We start from the raw sequence: 21,947 nt of genomic DNA, 5'->3' as shown, positions 1-21,947 counted from the left end.
TCAGGCCGCCTTTCCGAGTCGTACCCGCGGGTCGAGCAGCGGGTAGGCGAGGTCGACGAGGAGCTGGACGAGGATGGCGAGGGTCGCCGTGACCAGGACGGTCGCCTGGATGAGCGGGTAGTCGCGGGTCTCCAGGGCGCGGACGACGAGGGAGCCGACCCCTGGCCAGCCGAAGACGACCTCGACCACGACGACTCCGTTGAGCAGTGCCGCGAAGCGGGTGCCGATCGCGGTGACCAGCGGGACGGACGAGTTGGCGAGGGCGTACCGCCAGGTCAGGGCCCGTTCGGAGACACCGCGTGAGCGGGCCACGGTGATGTAGGGCGAGGCGAGCGCCGCGGTCATCTCGCGGCGTACGAGCCGTGAGATGAGGGCGAGTTGGAGGGTCGCGATGGTGAGCGTCGGCAGGACGAGGCCGCTCCAGGAGGTGAAGCCGGAGGCGGGCAGCACCGGCATCAGCACGGCGAACACGGTCAGCAGCATCACGCCGGTCCAGAAGTCCGGCATGGACTGCCCGGCGATGGTCAGGACGTTGGCTCCGAGTTCGCGCGCGGTGTCGGCGCGGCGTGCCATCCACACGCCGAGGGGGACCGCGACGGCCACGGTGACGGCGATCGCCGCGACGGAGAGCGTGATCGTGTACGGCATACGGTCCAGGACCACGTTGAGGGCGGAGTCGTGGAAGGAGTAACTGGTGCCGAGATCGCCGCTGAAGAGGTCGCGCAGGAAGACGCCGTACTGGGTGATCAGGGGTTTGTCGAGGCCGAACTGGCTGCGGATCCGCTCCAGGTCGGCGCTGGTGGCGGTCGGCCCCGCGTAGGCGGAGGCGGGGTCTCCGGGAGCGAGCCTGACCAGCACGAAGACCGTGGAGAGGGTCAGGAAGACGGTCAGCAGGCTCTGCCCGAGACGGCGGGCGAGGTACGTGGTCACGGCTCAGCCCTCCAGCCGCAGGGCGGTCAGGTCGTAGGAGTTGACCGGCAGCAGCCGGATGCCCTCGACGCGGGCGCGCCGGGCGAGGACGGTCTTCGGTACGAAGGCCCACATCGCCGGCCAGCTGTCCCAGACGGCGTGCTGCGCGACGGCCAGTTTGCGGTCGCGGGTGGCGGTGTCGGTCTCGGTGGCCGCGTCGGACAGTTGGCGGGCGATGCTCGGGACGACATAGCCCATGAACGCGTCACCGGTGCGTTCGTCCTCGGCGGTGCCCGCGTACATCGCCTGCAGCATGGTGACGGCCTGACCGGTGGGGCCGGGGAAGCCGTTGCCGATGACGTCCCAGTCGCCGCCCTTGCCCTGGCGCCACTTGAGGATGTCGCCGCCGGGCTCGAACTGTCGCAGGTCGGCGCGGACACCGACCTCCTTCAGCATTTCCGCGACGGCCTCCATCACGGAGGCGTCCGCGGCGAACTCGCCCGACTCCCAGATGATCCTGATCCGCAGTCCGTCGGCGCCCAGGGCCCGGAGCGACTGCCGCGCCCGTGACGGGTCGTGGACGTAGCCGCCGGTGCGCTCGGCGCCCTGGAGACTGAGGGGGACGACTCCCCGGGCCTGCTCGGCCGAGCCGGTGAGCACGTCCCGGACGATGGACTCGCCGTCGATGGCGTACGACAGAGCCCGGCGCACCCGGGGGTCGGCGAGCGGGTGCTTCCTCGGCTTGCGGAAGTTGTAGAAGAGCTGGCAGATCCGCACCCCGGAGGTCCGCTCCAGGTGCACGCCGGGCAGCCCGGTGAGCTGTTCGGCGGAGTCGGGGGTGATGGTGTCGATGACGTCCAGTTCGCCGCTGCGCAGGGAGACGACCCGGCTCGACTCCTCGGGCACGAAGCGGACCCGGACCCGTTCGACGGACGGCCGCCTGCCCCAGTAGTCCGGGACCCGGGCCAGGGTGTACTCGCCCGCGCCGCTGTTCGCGCCGGCCACCCGGTAGGGGCCGGTGCCGACGCCGGAGCGGAGTTCCTCGGGGCGGTTGTCCTTCGCGGGGGTGATGAGGATGTTGGCCATCAGCCGGTCCAGGACGGGCACCGGCTTGCGGGTGTGGAGCCGGAAGGTGCGCTCGCCGGTCGCCTCCACCTCGGGGAGTTCGGGGAACAGGCCGAGGATGAACGAGCCGGCGACCTTTCCGTACATCCGCACCGCGGTGGCCACGTCGTCGACGGTCACCGGCCGTCCGTCGGAGTAGCGGATCCCGTCGCGCAGGCGGACGCTCCAGGTGGTCGGTGCGGTCATCTCGAACCGGTCGGCGAGGACCAGTCCGAGTCGCATGTCCGGACCGATGGCCGTGAGGGCCTGGCGCACCGCCCGTTGCACGGTCACCGCGGCGTCGAACTGGTTGAGCTTGTTGTCCAGGCTGACCAGTGAGCGGTTCAGCCCGAGCGTGAGGGTGCCGGGGCCGGGGGAGCCGGTGGGGCCGGCGCAGCCGACCAGCGGGGAGAGAGCGAGACCGGCGCCGCCCGCGGCGCCGGCGCGCAGCAGGGTGCGACGGCTGGGCGTCTCACTCGGGGGAGTTCGGGTCATCGTCGACCTCTCGGGGTTTCTGTGCGGCGACGGGCTCGGGACGACGTCCGGTCCCGCAGGACGCCGTCGGTTTCTGTCGCGCCGGAAACCGTTCCACGGTTGCGCGAATCACGCAAGGGGTCTCGCGCACATCGCGCAGGCTGTGTCATCATCGAGCGGCGAGGTCGCCCCGCGTGCCTCGTTCGACCACCGGTCCACTACGGGTCCAGGAGGATGACGTGTCTTTCCCCTCCCCCTTGCGCGGCGAGCGGGCGCCGCGGCGTGTCCTCGCCCTCGCCGACGACCTGTCCGGGGCGGCGGAGACGGCGGTGGCGCTCGGTGTGCCGAGCCGGATCGTGCTCGGTCCCCTTTCCTTGGTTTCCTCGGCCCCGCTGCCGGACGGCGAGGCACTCGTGGTCGACCTCGACTGCCGGAACCTGCCCGCCGCCGAGGCGGCCCGGCGGGTACGCGAGGCCCTGCACGCCGTGCCCCCGGACGTGCTGGTGCTGAAAAAGGTCGATTCGCTCCTGCGGGGCAACCTCGCCGCCGAGACGGCCGCCTGTGCCGACGGCGCCGAGGGCGTCGTCGTCGCCCCCGCCCTGCCCGCCGTCGGCCGCACGGTCCGCGGCGGGGTCGTCCATCTCGACGGCGTCCCCCTGCACACCACGGACGCCTGGCGGGCGGAGAGCGCCGCACCCCCGTCGTCGATCCCCGCCGCGCTCGACGACGGCCGTACGACGCTCGTCCCGCTGGACGCGGTACGGGGCGACGCGTTGCCCGCCGCACTGCGCGCCGCGATCGCCTTCGGGCACCTGCCGGTGTGCGACGCCGAGACGGACACCGACCTCGACCTGATCGTCGAGGCGGCCCTCGCGTGCGGGCCCGGGGTCCGTCTGGTGGGCACGGGCGGCCTGGCCGCGTCGGTCGGCCGCCTGCTGAGGCGTACCGAGGGGGTACCGGCGCCGACCGGGGCGGAGCAGGGCACTCGGGCTGCGGCTCCGGCCGGGAGGCGTCGGCGACGTCCCCTTCTGGTCGTCGTCGGGACCGCCGACCCCGCGGCGCCTGCGCAGATCGCGCACCTTACGGAGCTCGGCGCGCGCCATGTACGCGTGCACCCCGACGCTCTGAACTCCGACGTCCCGAACTCCGGCGTCCCGAACTCCGACGCCCCGTCACCCGAGGGCGCGTCGGATCCGTCTGACGACGCGTCGGACGGTGTCACCGTCCTCAGCATCGACAGCGGCCCGGGCATCCGGCCCGGTTCGGCCCGCCGTCTGGTGTCCGGACTCGCCCGCCTCGCCGCCGACCGGGCGGGCGACGCCGACCTCGTCCTGACAGGGGGTGAGACCGCCCGCCGCGTCCTCGACGCGCTCGGTGTTCCGCACCTGGCGCCGCTCGGCCAGATCCACCACGGCGCCGTCCACGCACGCACACCCGACGGACGCCATGTCGTCACCCGGCCCGGCAGCTTCGGCGACCCCGACTCCCTGCTGCGGATCGCCACGGCGCTCCGGCCGGACCTTCCCCACCTCCCACCGCAAGGAGACCTCCCGGTGAACGTGACCCCGACCGCCGACCACCACCGTTCGCTGCCGCTCATCGCGGTGACCATGGGGGACGGCGCGGGCATCGGCCCCGAGGTGATCGTCCCGGCGCTGCTGCACCCGGACACCCTCGCCCGCTGCCGCCCCGTCGTCATCGGCGACGCCGAACGGCTCCGGCAGGCCGCCGCGATCCAGGGCACCGACTGCGACATCGTCACCGTGACCAGCCCGGCCGAGGCCGAGTTCCCGCCGGGCCGGGTCAACGTCGTCGACCTCGGTCTGCTCCCCGCCGACCTGCCCTGGGGCGAACTGTCCGCCCCCGCCGGCGAGGCCGCCTACCAGTACGTACGGGTCGCCGCGGGCCTCGCGATGAAGGGCGTCGTGCACGGCATCTGCACCGCGCCGCTCAACAAGGAGGCCCTGCACCTGGCCGGGCATCTCTACCCGGGCCACACCGAACTGCTGGCCCACCTCACCGGCGCGGACGAGGTGTCGATGATGCTGTCCACCCCCAAGGTGAAGGTCATTCACGTCACCACCCACATCGGCCTGATCGACGCCGTGCAGCGGATCGAGCCCGGCCTGGTCGAACGCACGGTGCGCCGCGGTCACGAGGCGATGGTCCGGGCCGGTGTCGCGAAGCCGGTCATCGGTGTCTGCGGCATCAACCCGCACGCCGGCGAGAACGGACTGTTCGGCTACGGCGAGGAGGAGGAGAAGATCGTCCCCGCTCTGGAGGTGCTGCGCGCGGACGGCATCGACGCCCGCGGCCCCCTCCCGGCGGACACGGCCTTCTTCCTCGCCGGGCGCGGTGACTACGACCTGATCGTCGCGATGTACCACGACCAGGGACACGGCCCGGTGAAGGTGCTGGGCATCGAGGCGGGCGTCAACCTGACCGTCGGGCTGCCCGTCATCCGTACCTCGGTGGACCACGGAACGGCCTTCGACATCGCGGGCAAGGGTGTGGCCGAGGCCGGTAGCATGGTCGAGGCCATGCGCCAGGCAGCCGAGATGTCGTCCGTACCGGTCCGCTGAGACCGCCGCTTCGCGGTCCGCGCGGTATTCGCAGTCCGCGCCGCAGAGGACTCCGCAGAAAAGGACTCCACGACAGATGTCTCCCATCGAATCCAAGGCCCGGCGTGAACTGATTTTGCACGTGGCCACCACGACCGGCCTCACCAGCGTCGAGGAGTTGTCGCAGCGTTTCGGCGTCACGGCCTCCACGATCCGCCGGGACCTCGCCAGGCTGACCGCCGACGGCCGTCTGGCCCGGACCTACGGCGGCGCCATGGCGCTGACCGCCCACCCCGAGGCGTCGCTCCGGCAGCGCACGGGTGAGGCGTTCGAGGCGAAGCGTGCCATCGCGCGCCGGGCCGCCGCCGAGGTGCGTGCCGGTGAGACCGTGCTGCTGGACGCCGGATCGACCGTGGGCGCCCTCGCCCACGAACTGCGCTCCGCGAAGGAACTGACGGTCGCGACCACGGGGCTGACGGCCCTGCAGGAGCTCTCCGACGTCGAGACCGTGCACGTCGAGTGTCTCGGCGGCACCCTGCGGCCCCTGAGCCAGGGCTTCGTCGGCCCGTTGACCGAGGCGGCGCTGGAACGGATGACCTTCGACCGGGTCTTCCTCGGCACCGACGGCATCTCGCCCGAGCACGGCATCTGCGAGGCCGACCTGCGCCAGACGCGGCTGAAGGAACTGATGGCCCGCCGCGCCGACCATGTCTACGTCCTCGCGCACGCGGCGAAACTCGGCCGCCGCCCTTTCCACGCCTGGGCGAAGCTCCCCGCCGACTGGACCCTCGTCACCGACGACGGCGCCGACCCGTCGATCGTGGACGAGTTGCGCGGGCGCGGCGTCGAGGTGGTCCTGACCGAGGTGGCGCACTCCACCGAGCCGGAGCACACGCCGTGACCCTGTCCCACGCCCGGGTCTGTCATGTCTGAGGCGCGGCACGCCCTGGTCACCGGCGTCAGCTCGGGCATCGGCGAGGCGATCAGTGGTCGCCTGCTGCGGGACGGATGGCGGGTCACCGGGATCAGCCGACGCCGCCCGGTACCCGCGCCGGGACTGACCTGGCTCCCGGCGGACCTGGCCGAGCCCACCGCGCTGGTCCGGATCCTCGACCGGGTACCCGCCCCCGACGCGGTCGTCCACGCCGCGGGCCTGCAGCGTTCCGCACCGCTGGGCGAACTGTCCGCCGACGACGGCGAGCTGATGTGGCGGGTGCACGTCCAGGCCGCCACGATCCTCGTCGACACGCTCGCGGACCGGCTGCCCGACGGGGCCCGTGTGGTCCTCGTCGGCAGCCGCACCGCGACCGGTGTGCCCGGCAAGAGCCAGTACGCCGCGACCAAGGCCGCGCTGCCCGCGCTCGCCCGCTCCTGGGCCGCCGAGCTGGCCGGCCGCGGCATCACCGTCAACGTCGTCGCCCCCGGCCCCACCGACACGCCGATGCTGTCCGACCCCGGCCGCGCCCGCACGCCTCCGGCACATCCGCCCCTCGGCCGGTTCGTCTCCGCCGACGAGGTCGCCGGGCTGACCGCGTTCCTGCTCGGACCGGACGGCGGCGCGATCACCGGCCAGCAGCTCGTCCAGTGCGCCGGGGCCTCACTGTGACGGGCGCCTGAACAGCGCCCGCCCCCAGCAGGACGGCGGGCCTCAGACCACGCAGCCCACATGCGCCAGTGCCTGCTTGAGCAGGACTCCGTGGCCGCCGGGCATCTCGCTCTGCACCGCCGGGGACAGGGCCTCCTGCGGGCTGAACCAGACCAGGTCCAGGGCGTCCTGCCGGGGGCGGCAGTCGCCGGTGACCGGGACCACGTAGGCGAGCGACACCGCGTGCTGGCGCGGGTCGTGGTACGGGGTGACGCCGTGGGTCGGGAAGTACTCCGCCACGGTGAAGGGCTGCAGGGAGGTCGGCACCCGGGGCAGGGCGACCGGGCCGAGGTCCTTCTCCAGGTGGCGCAGCAGGGCGTCCCGGACGCGCTCGTGGTGCATCACCCGGCCGGACACCAGGGTCCGGCTGACCGTCCCGTCCGGACCGATGCGGAGCAGCAGTCCGATGCTGGTGACTTCGCCGCTGTCGTCGACGCGCACGGGCACCGCCTCGACGTACAGGATCGGCATGCGGGCGCGCGCGGACTCGAGCTCGTCGGAACTCAGCCAACCGGGCGTGGTATCGGTCATGTCAGACATTGCTTGATCATACTTTCAGGAGGTGGCTGGAAAGCGGTAGACCTGGTGAGCATTGTCCGCACCGGCCCAGGCGGCGATCCGCAGGGCGTCCGGCAGGCTCAGCTCGTCGGCGTCCACCCGGTCCTGCAGGAGACCGGCGAGGCCCTGGCGGAAGGCCAGCGCGCCGAGGTGGTAGAACTCGGCCACACCATAGGCGTCGGAGCTGTACAGCAGTTTGCGGAACGGGGTGATCTCCAGCGCCTCCGCCAGGATCGCCCGGGCCCGGGCGGGGCCCACATGGTGCAGGGTGAGACCCACGTCGAGGTACACCTGCTCGAACACCGCCGACAGGTAGGCGGCCTGCCTCTGGTAGGGCCAGCAGTGCAGCAGCAGCACGGGGATCGTGCCGGTCGTCAGGTGCAGCCAGTCCGTCAGATGCGTGGGATCGACCCGGTGCAGACGGATGTCCGCGTCACCGAACCCGGTGTGCAGTTGAAGCGGCAGCCCCAGGTCCACGGCCGTCCACAGCAGCTGCCGTACGAGCACCGGGTCAGCCAGCCGGCCCCCGTCGGCGAGCCAGCGGCGGGCCGCCTCGGTGACCGCCGCGGCCGAGGGCCGCACGGGATCCAGGTCGAAGCCGGTGCGGTAGGCGGCGACCGACTTCACCGCGACCACACCCGGCCGTCGCACGGCCGCCTCCGCCGCCGCACGGAACGCATCGGCGTACCCGTCCGGTTCGACTCCGCCGGCGGCCACGGACTCGGCGACGCTCTCCAGCCGCACCACCTCGTACGCGGTGGCGTCGGCGGCCTCCGCCACCTGCCGTGGTGTGCTGAGGGGGATCGGCGTGTGGCCGGTGTCCACGCAGAACACACCGGTGCCCGCGGCGGTCAGGAACCGGCGGTTTACCTCGAGGGCGCCGAGTTCGGCCCGGCGGGCGAGGTACTCGTCGGCGGGGGCGTGCCGCGGCAGGTCGAGGAGGGGAGCGCAGTGGCGGCGTACGGCCACCCCGACCGGACTGTCGAAGGGCGAGATCCCCGGCCAGGGCTCGCCCTCGGTGAGCAGCGACTCGAACGCCGGACGGTCCAGGTCGTCCGTGGCCACCCCGTGGCAGTGGTGGTCCACCAGCCGCACCGCGGCGAGCTTCTCGTGGACGGGTCCCGTGCCCACGTCAGTACGTCCACCGGTACGCCGCCGCCACCTGTTCGTCGTCCAGCCCGTGGACGGCGGCGCTCTCCCCGAGCCGTACGGCGATCACCGCGTCCGCGAGGACCGGGCCCAGCGCGTCCCGCAGCCGTGCGTCCTCGCGGAACTCCTCGACCGCCTCGTCCAGCGAGGTGGGCAGTCGGCGCACACCGCGGGCCGCCGCCTCCTCGGCCCCGAACCGGGCCGGGTCCCCGGTGATCTCCTCGGGCAGCGCGGCCGAGGACGTCACCCCGTCCAGGCCGACGGCGATCAGGCAGGCGAGCGCCAGATACGGGTTGGCGGCCAGGTCGACCGGCTTCACCTCCAGGTTCGCGGCCTGGTCGCGCGCGCCCGACATTCCGGTGATCACCCGTACCGCCGCCTCCCGGGTCTCGCGGCCCCAGGCGGTGAACACCCCGGCCCACTGCGACGGTCTGAGCCGGAGGTAGCTCGCCGGGCTCGGAGCGGTCACCGCGGTGAGGGCGGGCAGGTGAGCGAGGACTCCCGCCGTGAACGACTCGGCCTCCTTGGTCATGCCGTACCGGCCCGCGCCCCCGGAGTGCAGGTTCACGCCGTCCCGCCAGGCGGAGAGGTGGATGTGGCCGCCGTTGCCGACCCCCTGCGCGAAGACCGCCGGAGCGAAGGAGACGGCGAGGTGGTGACGGGCCGCCACCGCGCGGACGGTCTGCCGCACCAGCACGCTCCGGTCGGCCGCCGCCACCGGATCGAGCGCGCCCACGGACACCTCGAACTGCCCGGCCGCGTACTCGGGATGGAGCTGCTCCACCTCGACCCCCTGCGCGGCGAACGCGGCCAGCAGGTCGGCGGTGTAGTCGCTGAGCTCGACCTGCCGGGTGGCGCTGTACGCCGGTCCCGTCGTCGCCGGCACGAAGTCCCCGCCGGACGGCACCTGGCTCACGGACCACTCGACCTCGATACCGGCCCGGAAGGTGAGGCCGTGGTGGTCGGCGGCCTCCCGGACGATCCGGCGCAGGACGGTCCGGCCGCACCCCGGATGAGGCGCGCCCTCCTGGGTGATCCGGTCCACGGGCGCCCACGCCCAGCCCGGCTGCCCGGCCAGCACCACCAGGTGGTCCAGGTCGGGATACAGCCGCAGATCGCCGTCCGGGGAACCGAGCACGTCGGTGGTGACGATCGAGTCGTTCGCCAGGAAGGTGTCGAACACCGGGGACATGCCGACACCCCAGGCCGCCGCCGCGGTGAGCCGGGCCGTCGGGACGGTCTTCACCCGGGTGACACCCGCGGTGTCGACGTAGGCGAGGACGATGCCGTGCACGCCGCGCCCGGACAGTTCCCCGGCGAGCGCCGCGGCCCGTTCGACGTCCCCGGGACGCCCGCCGGGGACGGGGTCGGCAAGCGTGGTCATACGTCCTCCTCGGCGAGCCCGGCCGGACCCGTGGCCGGGTCGGCGCCTGCGTCAGGGTTTCACGGCCACCGCGCCGAACTGCGGTACCACGACGGGGGAGTCGGGTTCGGCACGCCACTGCGAACACGACACCAGCCCCGGCTCCAGCAGCTGAAGTCCGTCGAAGAAGGCGGCGATGTCCGCGCGGCTGCGGGCGGTGATCGGCGGGGTGGCGTTCTCGTTCCAGAACGTCATCGCCGGGATCTGGCCCTCGCCGCCGAGGTCCGCGTCGAAGGTGGGGTGGGTGAGGGCCAGGTAACTGCCGGACGGCATCGCGGCCATGACTCGGCGGGAGATGTCCCGGGCCTTCTCGGCGTCCAGCACGAAGTTGAGGATGCCCAGCATCATCACCGCGATCGGCTGGTCGAAGTCGAGGGTTTTCGCGGCGCGTTCGAGGATGGCGTCCGGGTCGTGCACATCGGCGTCGATGTAGTCGGTGACGCCGTCGGCGGTGCTGGTGAGCAGGGTGCGGGCGTGGACCAGGACGATCGGGTCGTTGTCGACGTAGACGATCCGCGAGTCCGGTGCGATCCGCTGGGCGATCTCATGGGTGTTGTCGACCGTGGGCAGCCCGGTGCCTATGTCGAGGAACTGCCGTACGCCCCGCTCCTCGGCCAGGAACCGCACCGCGCGGCCCAGGAACCAGCGGTCGGCGCGGGCGACCTCCCGGATGATCGGGAACATTCCCGCCACCTGGGCCCCGACCTGCTGGTCGACCTCGTAGTTGTCCTTGCCGCCGATCCAGTAGTTCCAGACGCGCGCGTTGTGCGCCACAGCGGTGTTCAGCCTCGCGGGCGTGTCTGAGGGGGTGTGGCCGTCGCTCACGTCTGTGCTCCTTCTCGCGCCTGCCGTCGTCGCCATTGTGCCGCCCGATGATCAGCGTTGTCCCGGGAACGGCCGCGGAGGTGCGGGCGGCGGTGGACGGCAGGGCGGCGAGGGCGGGCGGGGGAGACGCGGGAGGCGGTCAGTCGACCTCACTCGGGTCCGCGGCCGGTGTCCGGCCCGCCAGCACGTCCTTCAGGCGCGGGGTGCCCTGCTGGACCGCCCGCTCGACGGAGTCGTTCGCGCCGCCGTGGGGCCCGCCGGCGGTCACGGTGATCGCGTCGGTGCCCACCCGTACGACGGCCACGTCCAGGGTGAGCGTGGTGGGCACGTCGTCCGCGGTGCCCTGCACGACCACCTGCAGTCCCTGCCGGGCGTCGCCCTCCTTCGGCACCGGGTTCTCGGTCACCTGGACCGTGCGTTTGTCGCCCGCCGAGTCGACCGCGGTGAACTGGTCGCACTGGGTCGGCAGGGACTTCAGCCAGTCCAGGGAGTCGTCCAGGGCCTTTTGGCCGTACGAGGCGACCTGGTAGAGCAGCCGGGAGTCGGCCTCCTCGAAGCCGGTCAGCGCGGACGCCCCCGACGGCTTGCCCAGCAGGTCCTGGTCGTAGAGCGAGTCGAGCAGCCGCTGGCAATGGGCGGCGTCGGCCTTGGCGGTGAGGAAGTCGGCGACGTCCACCTTGTCGACCAGCAGCTTGTCGCGCCAGGACGCGGCGTCGGCGACCTTCGTCCAGTCGTCCTCGATGTCAGCCTCGGTGATCAGCGCGGCCCGCGCTCCGGCCACGGTGAGGCGGGGGCCGCCCGAGGGAGTGGGTGACGTCGTGGTGAGCGGGGAGGGTACCCGGGTCCCGTCCACGACGGGCGACGCGGAGACATCCGAACCCTGCCCGCCGCTGTCGTCGTCCGAGCAGGCCGAGGTGGTCAGCAGCACACCCGCCGCCAGGGCCGACGCGAGGAAGCGGACGGCGGGGGCACCCCCCGTGACCGTGCGGCGAGGGGCGCGGGGCGGACGAGCGGTCATGACGGGACGCCTCCAGGATCGACAGATGCCCCCAGCCGACCACCGGCCCTCGCGGCACACCAGCGCACCGGCCCGTTCGGGTGAGCGGACCGCTTCGACGACGGCGACTCGAACGCCCCGCCCGGCATGCCCGACCGCGCCCCCACGACGACACTGTCCTGTGTACGACACCGTCCGCACCCGGCCCCCGGACCCCAAGGAGCGGTCATGCTGCCCGGATTCCTCGCCAGGGCGGTCGCGGCGCTGCTCGACCGCGAGGGACACTCCCTCCACCTGAGGGCGGCCGGTGCCGCGCTGATCATCCTCGTGGTCGTGATGCTCACCGGTTCATGGGCCGTGATCGCCGCCGAACAGGGCGCGAGGAACGCCAACCTGACGACCTATCCGCGAGCCCTGTGGTGGTCGGTGGAGACGGCGACCACCGTCGGATACGGCGACTTCTACCCGGTGACCCTCTGGGGCCGGATCGTCGGCGCGGTGATGATGGTCGTCGGCATCACCACGTACGGCATGGTCACGGCGGCCCTGGCCACCTGGTTCGTGGGCCGGGAGAGAAAACGGCGCGGCCGGATCGCCCGCGAGATCGGCACCGACGTCCACGCCCTGCACGAGCGCTTCGACCGCCTGGAACGACTGATCGCGGGCCGGCCGAAGGACGACTGACGCCGCGGCGGCGCGGCTCGTGCCCGCCCGTTCCGCCGCACCGCGGCAGCCCCGGCCCGCTTGGGGCCGGGGCGACGCTGTTCGTCTTTGCCGGGGGGCGACGCGTTTGCCGGGGGGTGACGCGGTGACGCGCACCCTGCCGTTCACTGCTCACATCACGGCCTCAGCGGGTCGTGGCCGATCGTCATCAGGCGTTGCCGACGGCGCGTCTCCTCCGCCTCGGGCTCGTTCTCCGCGGTCATCTGTTCGGAGACGGTGTCCACGACGTCGTACATCACGCGGATGTCGTCCTCGGTGAGATCCGTGCGCCGCTTCTGGAGGATGGCCAGGACGTGCTCTCCCGTGGGCGTGCCCGCGTGTTCCGGCAGCGGCTCCGCGTTCTCGTCGGCCTCACGCACCCGCAGCCAGGCGGCCAGCTCCTGTGAGGTCATGTTCACCGCGCGGTGGAAGTCCTCCCACAGGGCGTCCATTTCGAGGGCGTCGGTCATCAAGTGCCCCTCCTTGCATACGAGTTCGGACCGGGATGGTACGGGTGCCGGTCAGTCGGCCCTGGGCCAGTTCTCCGCGTCGAACATCCAGCGCTGCTTCTCCAGCTCGGCGGTGATGGTGATCAGCAGGTCCTGGGAGACGGGGTCGGCCTTGTCGGTCGCCTCGATACGCTCGCGCAGTCGCCCGATGGCCGCCTCCAGGGCCTCGACCATTACCTGGACGACCTCGGTGTCCCGTACCCAGCCGTCCTTCGGGCTCGGCAGTGTGAACGCCGACGCGATGGTCTCCGGCCGGCCGTCCGGCGGCAGCCCGAGCGCCGCGGCGCGCTCCGCCACGGTGTCGGAGAACTCGCGCGCGGCCGTCACCACCTCGTCGAGCTGCAGGTGGATCGACCTGAAACGCGGTCCCACGAGGTTCCAGTGGGCCTGCTTCCCGATCAGGGACAGCCCGACGAGGTCCACCAGAGTGCTCTGCAGCGCGTCCCCGACCACCTGCCGGGCGGAGTCGGGAATCGTGCTCTTCACGACAGTCATACGATGCTTCTCCTTCTGGCGTCTTGTCCGGCCGAACGGAGCAGCGCGTCCCGTTCCTCCTCGCAGGTCCCGCCCCACACGCCCGAGGTCTGCCCGCAGTCCAGCGCGAACGCCAGACACTCGGGGACCACCGGGCAGCGGGCGCAGACCCGCTTGGCGGCCGCGATGTCTCGCAGCGCGGGTCCGGTCGTGCCCACGGGGAAGAACACCTCGGGGTCCGTCCCCACGCAGGCAGCACGGCGCAACCACTCCATGGCAGCGCGGGTGCCCAGGTCGAAGTGGTGCAAACACCTCGTGGCCTCGCCTGACGTGTGCTGTCTCAGCTGGTGAGCACCTCGTCCACGAAGCGAGTCACCTCCGCGAAGACCGTCGCCCGGTCCGTCTCGTGGAACACCTCGTGCCGGGCACCCGGGCGGACCCGCTCGGTCAGCCGGCCGCCGCTCAGTTCCTCGACGCCGACCCGGCTCCCGGCGAGCGGCACCAGCCGGTCCTCCTCGCCGTGCAGCCACAGCAGCGGGAGCCGACCCACGTCACCGGCGCCGGACACGGTCTTCAGGGTGCGCGCGAACGCCTCCAGCGTGGGCCGCTTCATCGGTCCGTGCCACCCCAGCGGATCCGCCGCGTAGGCCGCCCCCACCGCAGGGTCGCGCGACAGCGCGGCCGGGCTGATCGGCGTGTCGGGGATCTCGTCCAGGGCCAGCAGCCGCTCGGGCAGCTCCCACGTGCCGATCACCGGTCCGGACAGCACCAGCGCGGCGAGGGCGTCGCCGTGACGCTGTGCGTAGCGGGCCGCGATCAGACCGCCCATGGAGTGCCCGACCATCACCACCGGTACGTCCGGATACGCGCTCCGGGCGGCCGAGGCCACGGTGTGCACGTCGGTGACCACGTCCTCGAAGTCCTCGATCAGGACGCGCTCGCCCGCCGACCTTCCGTGCCCGACGTGGTCGGGCCCGAACACGGCCGCTCCGTGCCCCACCAGAACCCCGGCGAGCTCCTCGTACCGGCCGATGTGCTCGCCGTACCCGTGGACGAGCAGCGCGACATACCGGGGTCGCTCGGCCGGCCACTCCCGCGCGCTGATCGCGCCCCGGGTTCCTGGCAGGACGTGCTCGCGGGAGTCGGTCATGTCTCCTCCGGGGGGTCGGTGCGGCTCCTGGGGATCTTCCCAGGGGCCGGCCGACCCATCCATACGGCGCTGCCGCACCACGACGCGGGAACCGTGCCGGCACCGGCCACCTGACGAGACGCTCCTCCGGGCCCCGGTTCCTTGCACATAGCATCGGTGTTCGCATGAACACGATGACCCTCTGGCACATATCCGGCTGGGAGTTCGCCGCCCTCGCCTTCGCCGCCCTCCTCGTCGGTTTCTCCAAGACCGCCGTCAGTGGGGCCAACACCGTCAGCCTGGCGATCTTCGCGGCCGTCCTGCCCGCCCGGGCCTCCACCGGCGTCCTGCTGCCGGTGCTGATCGCCGGAGACGTGCTCGCCGTGCTCACCTACCGTCGGCACGCCCACTGGCCCACCCTGTGGCGGCTGTTCCCGGCGGTCGCCGTGGGCGTGGTCGCCGGCACGCTGTTCCTGGTGTGGGCGGACGACGGGGTTGTCCGGACCTCGATCGGCGCGATCCTGCTGCTGATGGCCGGAGTGACGGTGTGGCGCCGTCGCACGGCCGACGCGCAGGAGCAGCCGGACACCGTCGCCAGCCGGGCGGGCCGCGTCAAGGCCCGTTCGTACGGCGTCCTCGGCGGCTTCACCACGATGGTTGCCAACGCGGGCGGCCCGGTGATGTCGATGTATCTCCTCTCCGCGGGCTTCCGCAAGCTCGGCTTCCTCGGGACCTCCGCCTTCTTCTTCCTGATCGTCAACGTGTCCAAGGTGCCCTTCAGCGTCGGCCTCGGCCTGATCGACGGCCACTCGCTGCTCCTCGACGCGGCGCTCGCCGTGTTCGTGGTGCCGGGGGCGTTCATCGGCAAATGGGCGGTGAACAGGATCAACCAGCGATTGTTCGAACGGCTGGTGATCGCGGCGACGATCGTGGGCGGCCTGCAACTGCTGCTCCGCTAGGTGCTGCTGGGACAGGTTCCAGCAGCGGCGGCTGGCGTACGCCCGCGTCCGGGACCTCGTAGGCTCTCGCCATGTCCACGCACGTCCTCATCCTCGGTGGCACCGCCGAGGCCCGTGAGCTGGCCGCCGCCCTGGTGGCGCGTCCTGGTGTCCGGGTCACGACCTCGCTCGCCGGGCGCGTGGCGCGTCCGGGGGCAATCACCGGCGAGGTCAGGATCGGGGGCTTCGGGGGAGCGGACGGGCTGGCCGACTGGCTGCGCGAGCAGCGCGTGGACGCACTCGTCGACGCCACCCACCCCTTCGCCGAGTCGATCACCGCGAACGCGGCACGGGCCGCGGCGGCGACCGGTGTCCCGGCGCTGGTGCTGCGCCGCCCGGGCTGGCACCCCGGCCCCGAGGACCGCTGGTATCCGGTCACCTCCCTGTCGGCGGCCGCGGACCTGCTGCCGCGGCTCGGCCGACGGGTGTTCCTGACCACCGGACGGCTGGGCCTGGCCGCCTTCGCCGACCTCACGGACCTGCACTTCGTCGTACGGTCGGTGGAACCGCCCCAGCCGCCGACGCCGCCGCACACCGAAGTCCTCCTGGCCCGGGGGCCGTTCACCGTGGCCGACGAGACGGCGCTCCTGTGCGACCAGCGCATCGACGTCCTGGTGACCAAGGACAGCGGGGGAGGGGCCACGGCCGCCAAGCTCACGGCCGCACGCGCGTTGCGCCTGCCGGTGGTGGTCGTACAGCGACCGCCCCTGCCCGAAGCCGTCACCACGGTGCCCGATGTGGCGGGGGTACTGGCCTGGCTCGGCCTCGACCCGCACTGACCGGGGCCCACGCCCTTCGCGCGCGGGCCGTCAGTCCCGGCGACGCCTGCGCAGCAGATACGTGTCCATGATCCAGCCCTTGCGCTCGCGGGCCTCGGCGCGCAGCCGCTCGATACGGGGCGCGGTCTCGGCGATCGGGCCGGCGGCGAGGATCTCGTCCGGCGTGCCGATGTAGGCGCCCCAGTAGATGTCGATGTCCTGGTCGGCGTACCGGAGGAAGGTCTGATGGGCGTCGAGCATCACGACCACGTCGTCCACGCCCTCGGGGAATCCCTCGGCGAGCCGCCGGCCGGTGGTGATCTGCACGGGCCGGCCGACCCGGTTCAGGCCGGTGCGGTGCCGGGCGACCAGCGCCGAGACGCTGCTGATCCCCGGCACGACCTCGTAGACGAAGTCCACCGTGCCCCGGTCGAGGATCTCGTCCAGGATCCCGATCGTGCTGTCGTACAGCGCGGGGTCGCCCCACACCAGGAACGCGCCGCTCTCGCCCTCGCCCAACTCCTCGGCGATCAGCCGCGCGTAGATCTCCGCGCGGGCGCTGCGCCAGTCCCCGACGGCCGGGGAGTACGCGGCGCCGCCCGCGGCCCGGTCGCGCTCCGGATCACGCGCCTCGACCACGCGGTACGTCCCCCGCGGCACATGTGCGTCCAGCATGTTCCGGCGCAGTCCCACCAGGTCCGCCTTCACCTCGCCCTTGTCCAGGACGAAGAACACGTCCGTGTCGCGCAGCGCCTTGACGGCCTGCAGGGTGAGCTGGTCGGGGTCGCCCGCGCCGATACCGATGACATGAATCTTTCGCACGCCCCGAGTCTGCCCCACCCCACCGACACCGCGGACACCGCGTCCACGCCGACGCCCGCGGGCGCCGCGGTTTCCGGCGATCCCGGTGTCGTGGTTACGACACCCCCCGCAGCCGCGGCGCCCGATCCCGCGCGTCCACGCCCCCGCCGTCCCGCTCCACGGTCTCCGCCAGCTCCCGTGCCCACGCCGAGAGCCCCGGCAGGTCCATGTCGTACGGTCGGTGACGCCCGGTGGCCGACGCCCACTCCGCCAGCGCGTCCGCGCCGCGCCGCAGCAGCCGGGCGCCGCCGGTCACGTTGCCCCGGGCCGCGTGGGTCAGGCCCACGGCGAGCTGGGCGAGGCTCCGCCACAACGCGCGTTCGCCCTCGGGCCCCGACTTCCAGGCGTCCTCGAACACCTCGTGCGCGTGGAACGGTTTTCCCCCGTCCAACAGCGACTGCGCCTCCGCGACGCTCTCCCGCGGGGCCCGGACAACACCCTCGGGCTGCCGGGCGACACCGTCCGAGCCGTACGGCAGTGGCCGCCCCAGCCCGTCCCGGGGCCGGGCGTTGCGGGCCCGCCCCTCGTCGTCCCGGTCCCGCGCGCCGGCCTGCCGTCCTGCGGATGCACTGCCCATACGTCGATTGTCCCGCGCCGGCCCCCGACGGCCGCGACCACCCCACGCCCTCCCTCATCGAGCAGGCCCCCGACGTGCGGTAAAGTTCTGTCCGCGCGTTCCCACGGCTCACCGTGGGGGGCGCATCGGGACGTGGCGCAGCTTGGTAGCGCACTTGACTGGGGGTCAAGGGGTCGCAGGTTCAAATCCTGTCGTCCCGACTGGAGACAGTCGCAGGTCAGGGGCCGTTTCAGAGGAAATCTGAAGCGGTCCCTTGATTATTCTTGGGGACCGCTTGGGGACCAGTTCACGTTGAAGGGGCTGTGGCGCACCTTGACCCAGTCAAAGTGCGCCGCAGATGGCAGGCCGGTGGCGCGGATACATGGTTTGACCTGTGATTTTCTAGTGCGTCCCGGACAGCTGATGGCGGCGGGGCCCGTCTCGTGGAATGGCCGTCGGTACACCACTTCATCGGACGTGACCTCCCGGAGGCTGGCAGCTATCGACGTCTGGCATCGCGCCGGCTTGGCCCTGAGGCGGCGTGTGGCACGGATGTCGATGGGCCTGCTGGCTCGTGCCAATTACGGCTGTTGAACCCTAATGCTGCCCGTTGATGCAGCCGGACGGCCCAATAAGGTCCAGGGCGCCCCCAGCGGCGATGAGGTTCCCTGCGGCATGTGCATGCATGGTCTGCGAACTTCACCGTGCCGGTGGCCTCGACGTCGGTCAGTGGCGGAGCAGGTCGTCGGCGCCGACTGTCAAGTAGGTCTCGGGAGTGGAGGCTTCAAGGGTCGACGTGGACGAGTGCGGCTTGGGCCAGCGTGAGACAGGGGCCATCCGGCACCTAGAGGGCCGTCCGGGGGGTCGGACACAACTCGGCTGAGAGGATGCCCGCGTTGCGGTATAGCTCGCGCCCTGGACGCAGGGACCGGCGGACGGCCGAGGCGCGAGGTTCGTCGCCACCGTCTGGCGGGAAGTACCGCTTTGTACCGACCAGTCCGCTGCTGGGCTTCCTCTGTGCCTCCATCCTGGACGCGTACCCGGAGGTTCTGGCCGCCCCAGCGTCTACGGCTGCGTGGTAGTTCGAACCGATAGCGGTTACGACGCCTCGTCGCTGGAATCGTCACTCGGTCCGCGACACGGCCTCGACCACACTGATCTGATGGATCTTCCGCCGACGCGGGCTGCAGTGGACATCGACGACGTCCCCTACCCGGAACCGGTCCTTGAGCTCGGGGTTCGCTGCGCGTGAGAACATCGGCCGCGTCCACTGGTCGACCTCGAAGGACCAGGCTTTCCGTGTTGCCGGGTCCTCGATGGAGGAGCAGTAGTGCGTGATGTCCGTGGGCGGGTCGTCGTAGTGGGTGTAATAGTCCCAGCGTGAGATGACCGCACCGCGAAAGCTCGCCTCGTCGGGAACGGCCAGGACCCGGCGTCGGGCCGGCAGCCACAAACCCCACAGCAGTACGCCGGCGAGCAACGGAGCGGTGTCCCATTCCCAGGCCAACGCCGGGCGGTGCGCGGTCAGGGTCACCGCGACCAGGGCGCCAAAGGCGGCGCACACGGCCACGGTCAGCAGCACGAGCTGCCACAGGTGTCCCCAGCGCGGGGTGTCCAGCGGCCCGGCGTCCACGACGTGCCACGATCTGCCGTACGCGGACCAGATCCGCTGCGGCTCGCGCACGGGAAGCGCCGATTCGGGACCAGCCACTCCCACTTGGCGTTTGGGCAGCCGATGCTCTCCAGCGCGGTCGTGGGTCCGCCACTCGCGCGCGGCCTGCCGTCCGGCGGCCGTCAACCTGGGCCTGGATTCGAGCGGGACGTCTGACAGCCGCAGCAGCCCGAACAGGCTGGGCACGAGGACCATTGTGAGAATGATCCGCATCCACTCGGGACTGAACGAAACGCAGGCCCACAGGGCGCCGAACCAGGCCGCGAGGGGCGCACCCCGATACAGCAGCGTCACGTACTTGTTCCGGGCCGGCCGTATGAGGCCAAGGGCGGTCGCCTCGTTGCGGACACTGTTTTGAAAGCCGCGCCACCATACCCAGAACTCGTCGCCGTCGCCTGGCCCGAGGGCGCCTATCGGCACGCGGTCGACACCGCTTCGGCAGCGTCGGCGGATCCGTTCGACCACCAGTTCCTCGACGGGCCGCAGCGGTGCCGAGTCGGCGGTCTGCGGGACGATCCGTACGGTCACCGTACCGTCGGCTTTCTCTTCACCCTGCAGTCGGCCCGTGCGGACCATTTCCAGGGCGGTGGTCTCGATGCCCTTCGGAGTTGTCTCGCCGTCTCCCATCAGCAGGTTCACCACACCGGCGGTCAGCATTCGATATTTCATACGCCCCCAGAAATGTGACCGAGACGACTGTAGATGCTCTTGGGGATCACCGCATCGGGGAAATCACGCAGCCGAGGCATCGTCGAAGCTGATGTCCGAGCTGAGAGCCACGAGAGGTTCACTGCTGCCCTGTTGAAACAACGGGCTCAGCGGGTGCGTGGATCTCTGCGGCGATTCAGCTGCGCGGGCACGCTGTCGCCCTCCTGCGCGCCAACGGGACCAGCGTCTCGGCCAGGCCACTGGCGAGACTCCGTCAGGTCGGGGCCCCGTTACTGTTGGGCCGCCTGCGCAGGTGCGCAGTTGAGGGGCTTCGCCAAGGGGGCACCAGACATGTCAGAGGGGTTGGCCCAGTGGGGGCCAGAGCTTTTCATGGCGCGGGAACGGGAGCTACGTCGCGGCTTGGCACCCGAGAACGACGTGAGAAGGGACATCGCGCAAGGGGGGTTCGAGCCCTGCCTGCTGACCCTTCTGCGGCTGTCGGTGGGCAGGCACTCGAACACCGGTCTCACCAGTGGATGGTTCCCGAGAGCGCTTGCCCGTACCGGCCACCTCGTCCGCGCGGCTGAGCTGGCGTACACGATCAGTGACGAGCTCAAGCAGGGTACGGAACTACTGGCGCTGGTGCAGGCCGCGGCGGGCGCGGGAGACCTGGGCGGCGCTCAGGCGCTGGCCGAGTCGATTCCCCGACGGCAGGTGCGGGACCAGGCACTGGTCGCCCTCGTGCCGGCGTGGGCCCGAGCCGGTGAGCGTGACCGGGCCGTCGCTCTGGCGGAGAGGATCCGCTACCCGCACAACTGGGGGTGGGCCTGGGCCCTGTTGGCGAAGGCGGTGGCGGACAGCGGCGACATCCATGAGGCGCTCAGGTTCGCCGCTCGCGCCGACGACGTGGTGAGTTCTTACGCCGCCGACGGGACGGAACAGGTGCTCGCCCTCCTCGTGGAGGTGGCCGTCGCAAGCGGCGACCATGACCGGGCCGCCGCACTTGCCGACCGCGTGGAGGACATCACCCGCTCCCGCAACTCGACAGGGTGGTCCGAGCCACGGCCCCTGGCAGTGGTGTTGGCCCGCGAGGCGCTGGCGGGAGACCTTGACCGGCTCGATGCTCTCCTGCGCACCCCGCCCGGACCGGCCGTCGGCGCCGGGGGCACGGTATGCGGGTGGGCGCTCGGCGAAGCCGCCGAACAGGACATGGTGGTCCCGGAAGGAGACCTGGACGAGGCCGCCGTTCGCCCGTTCCCTCCCGGATCCCCGCTCGACGCCTGGGACATGGCCTGTGTGCTGGACGCGGTCGTTCACAGCGCCGACCAGGACGTGGTCCTGGCCCTTGCCGACCGGGCCGAGACACTGCTCGAGACCGGCGACGGCCGTAATCACGACATTCTGCTGAGGTCCGTGACACTCCTGCTGGCCAGGCATGGGCAGGTCGAGCGGGCCATGGCCCTCGCCGGCCGTCTCGACCCCGATCTGTCCGTGGCGCGGCAGGCGGACGTCGTCGGGGAACTGGCCCGGTCCGGTGACACGGGCGGTGCCGAGGCTCTCGCCCACACGATCAACGACCGCAGGGCACAGGACAGGGCGCTGATCGAAGTGGTCCGGGAGCTGGCCCGGCGTGGCGATCCAGACTGGGCCGAGGCTCTCGTTCACTCGATCAACGACCGCTGGGCGCAGGGCGAGGCACTGGTCGCGGTCGTCCGGGAGACGGCCCGGCACGGCGATCACGCCCGGGCCGAGGCTCTCACCCGCTCGATCGCCCACCGCGCGACACGAGCCCGCGCCTTGGCCGCACTCGTGGAGTTGTCCGAGCCGTCCCACGCCCGCAGGCTCGCCGCGCAGGTCGTGATGGTTGCGGGCGACTGGGATCCTGTTCTGCCGGTCCTGGAGCGGATCGTCCCCCGTTCCGTGGCAGTGGTCGCCGATCGGATGATGAGCTGATCCGGGGCAGCCTCCTGATTGTCAGTGCTGCCTGCGAGACTC

The 21,947-nt window shown here is 71.9% G+C and carries 21 protein-coding genes and 1 tRNA gene; 8 read left to right on the top strand and 14 right to left on the bottom strand.

Going from position 1 to position 21,947, the window contains the following annotated elements:
- Together ACFYRY_RS05670 and ACFYRY_RS05665 are read right to left on the bottom strand one after the other, a co-directional pair.
- Entirely contained in the window at window positions 1-930 is a 930-nt protein-coding gene (locus ACFYRY_RS05670) for an ABC transporter permease (RefSeq protein WP_389140368.1), read from the bottom strand.
- 3 nt (window positions 931-933) lie between these two features.
- Window positions 934-2,508 carry an ABC transporter substrate-binding protein gene (locus ACFYRY_RS05665; protein WP_389140366.1) on the bottom strand — a complete coding sequence of 525 codons (1,575 nt, stop codon included), beginning with the start codon at window positions 2,506-2,508 and terminating at the stop codon, window positions 934-936.
- A 218-nt stretch (window positions 2,509-2,726) separates the two neighbouring features.
- On the opposite strand from ACFYRY_RS05665, the gene pdxA reads away from it, so the two are divergent.
- The 3 genes from pdxA to ACFYRY_RS05650 all read left to right on the top strand — a co-directional run bounded on the left by pdxA (window position 2,727) and on the right by ACFYRY_RS05650 (window position 6,654).
- Window positions 2,727-5,069 (top strand): 4-hydroxythreonine-4-phosphate dehydrogenase PdxA, encoded by a 2,343-nt coding sequence (pdxA, locus tag ACFYRY_RS05660; RefSeq protein ID WP_389140364.1) that lies wholly within the window; start codon window positions 2,727-2,729, stop codon window positions 5,067-5,069.
- Window positions 5,070-5,145: 76 nt separating this feature from the next.
- Window positions 5,146-5,949: a DeoR/GlpR family DNA-binding transcription regulator gene (locus tag ACFYRY_RS05655; RefSeq protein WP_389140362.1), complete on the top strand. Its 804-nt coding sequence runs from the start codon at window positions 5,146-5,148 to the stop codon at window positions 5,947-5,949.
- Window positions 5,950-5,973: 24 nt separating this feature from the next.
- A complete protein-coding gene (locus ACFYRY_RS05650; RefSeq protein ID WP_389140360.1) occupies window positions 5,974-6,654 on the top strand; it encodes an SDR family NAD(P)-dependent oxidoreductase in 681 nt (226 codons plus the stop codon).
- 42 nt (window positions 6,655-6,696) lie between these two features.
- Here the strand turns inward: ACFYRY_RS05650 and ACFYRY_RS05645 are convergent, their stop codons facing one another.
- The 5 genes from ACFYRY_RS05645 to ACFYRY_RS05625 form a co-directional block, all read right to left on the bottom strand.
- A complete protein-coding gene (locus ACFYRY_RS05645; protein ID WP_356768780.1) occupies window positions 6,697-7,224 on the bottom strand; it encodes an NUDIX hydrolase family protein in 528 nt (175 codons plus the stop codon).
- 24 nt (window positions 7,225-7,248) lie between these two features.
- Window positions 7,249-8,382: an amidohydrolase family protein gene (locus ACFYRY_RS05640; RefSeq protein WP_389140358.1), complete on the bottom strand. Its 1,134-nt coding sequence runs from the start codon at window positions 8,380-8,382 to the stop codon at window positions 7,249-7,251.
- Between the two features lies 1 nt (window position 8,383).
- Window positions 8,384-9,784 carry a glutamine synthetase family protein gene (locus ACFYRY_RS05635; protein ID WP_389140356.1) on the bottom strand — a complete coding sequence of 467 codons (1,401 nt, stop codon included), beginning with the start codon at window positions 9,782-9,784 and terminating at the stop codon, window positions 8,384-8,386.
- A 51-nt stretch (window positions 9,785-9,835) separates the two neighbouring features.
- Entirely contained in the window at window positions 9,836-10,648 is an 813-nt protein-coding gene (locus ACFYRY_RS05630) for an SAM-dependent methyltransferase (protein ID WP_389140354.1), read from the bottom strand.
- A 139-nt stretch (window positions 10,649-10,787) separates the two neighbouring features.
- Window positions 10,788-11,666 carry a hypothetical protein gene (locus tag ACFYRY_RS05625; protein ID WP_389140352.1) on the bottom strand — a complete coding sequence of 293 codons (879 nt, stop codon included), beginning with the start codon at window positions 11,664-11,666 and terminating at the stop codon, window positions 10,788-10,790.
- A gap of 207 nt (window positions 11,667-11,873) precedes the next feature.
- On the opposite strand from ACFYRY_RS05625, the gene ACFYRY_RS05620 reads away from it, so the two are divergent.
- Window positions 11,874-12,329, top strand: coding sequence for a potassium channel family protein (locus ACFYRY_RS05620; protein ID WP_389140350.1), 456 nt, complete (start codon window positions 11,874-11,876; stop codon window positions 12,327-12,329).
- A gap of 155 nt (window positions 12,330-12,484) precedes the next feature.
- Here the strand turns inward: ACFYRY_RS05620 and ACFYRY_RS05615 are convergent, their stop codons facing one another.
- The 4 genes from ACFYRY_RS05615 to ACFYRY_RS05600 form a co-directional block, all read right to left on the bottom strand.
- Complete coding sequence (locus ACFYRY_RS05615) at window positions 12,485-12,817, bottom strand: DUF3140 domain-containing protein (protein ID WP_389140348.1); 333 nt, start codon at window positions 12,815-12,817, stop codon at window positions 12,485-12,487.
- A 51-nt stretch (window positions 12,818-12,868) separates the two neighbouring features.
- Window positions 12,869-13,351 carry a Dps family protein gene (locus ACFYRY_RS05610; RefSeq protein ID WP_389140346.1) on the bottom strand — a complete coding sequence of 161 codons (483 nt, stop codon included), beginning with the start codon at window positions 13,349-13,351 and terminating at the stop codon, window positions 12,869-12,871.
- Window positions 13,348-13,605, bottom strand: a complete 258-nt coding sequence (locus ACFYRY_RS05605) for a WhiB family transcriptional regulator (RefSeq protein WP_389141104.1) — start codon at window positions 13,603-13,605, stop codon at window positions 13,348-13,350. The genes ACFYRY_RS05610 and ACFYRY_RS05605 overlap by 4 nt, the downstream gene beginning before the upstream one ends.
- Window positions 13,606-13,670: 65 nt before the next feature.
- A complete protein-coding gene (locus tag ACFYRY_RS05600; RefSeq protein ID WP_389140344.1) occupies window positions 13,671-14,480 on the bottom strand; it encodes an alpha/beta hydrolase in 810 nt (269 codons plus the stop codon).
- A gap of 164 nt (window positions 14,481-14,644) precedes the next feature.
- Between ACFYRY_RS05600 and ACFYRY_RS05595 the strand changes: the two genes are divergently transcribed.
- Window positions 14,645-15,418 (top strand): sulfite exporter TauE/SafE family protein, encoded by a 774-nt coding sequence (locus ACFYRY_RS05595; RefSeq protein WP_389140341.1) that lies wholly within the window; start codon window positions 14,645-14,647, stop codon window positions 15,416-15,418.
- Window positions 15,419-15,489: 71 nt separating this feature from the next.
- Window positions 15,490-16,236: a cobalt-precorrin-6A reductase gene (locus tag ACFYRY_RS05590; RefSeq protein ID WP_389140339.1), complete on the top strand. Its 747-nt coding sequence runs from the start codon at window positions 15,490-15,492 to the stop codon at window positions 16,234-16,236.
- Window positions 16,237-16,266: 30 nt separating this feature from the next.
- Here ACFYRY_RS05590 and cobF read toward each other — a convergent pair whose 3' ends face one another.
- Complete coding sequence (gene cobF, locus ACFYRY_RS05585; RefSeq protein WP_389140337.1) at window positions 16,267-17,037, bottom strand: precorrin-6A synthase (deacetylating); 771 nt, start codon at window positions 17,035-17,037, stop codon at window positions 16,267-16,269.
- A gap of 94 nt (window positions 17,038-17,131) precedes the next feature.
- Entirely contained in the window at window positions 17,132-17,653 is a 522-nt protein-coding gene (locus ACFYRY_RS05580) for a DUF309 domain-containing protein (protein ID WP_389140335.1), read from the bottom strand.
- Between the two features lie 126 nt (window positions 17,654-17,779).
- On the opposite strand from ACFYRY_RS05580, the gene ACFYRY_RS05575 reads away from it, so the two are divergent.
- A tRNA-Pro gene (locus ACFYRY_RS05575) sits at window positions 17,780-17,853 on the top strand.
- A gap of 902 nt (window positions 17,854-18,755) precedes the next feature.
- Here the strand turns inward: ACFYRY_RS05575 and ACFYRY_RS05570 are convergent.
- Window positions 18,756-19,961 carry a DUF2207 family protein gene (locus tag ACFYRY_RS05570; protein WP_389140333.1) on the bottom strand — a complete coding sequence of 402 codons (1,206 nt, stop codon included), beginning with the start codon at window positions 19,959-19,961 and terminating at the stop codon, window positions 18,756-18,758.
- 411 nt (window positions 19,962-20,372) lie between these two features.
- On the opposite strand from ACFYRY_RS05570, the gene ACFYRY_RS05565 reads away from it, so the two are divergent.
- Entirely contained in the window at window positions 20,373-21,905 is a 1,533-nt protein-coding gene (locus ACFYRY_RS05565) for a hypothetical protein (RefSeq protein WP_389140331.1), read from the top strand.
- Window positions 21,906-21,947: the final 42 nt, after the last annotated feature.

Origin of the sequence: Streptomyces sp. NPDC005263, from assembly GCF_042872365.1 — a bacterium.
Classification (GTDB): Bacteria; Actinomycetota; Actinomycetes; order Streptomycetales; family Streptomycetaceae; genus Streptomyces.
This window is presented reverse-complemented; position numbering and strand designations above follow the sequence as displayed.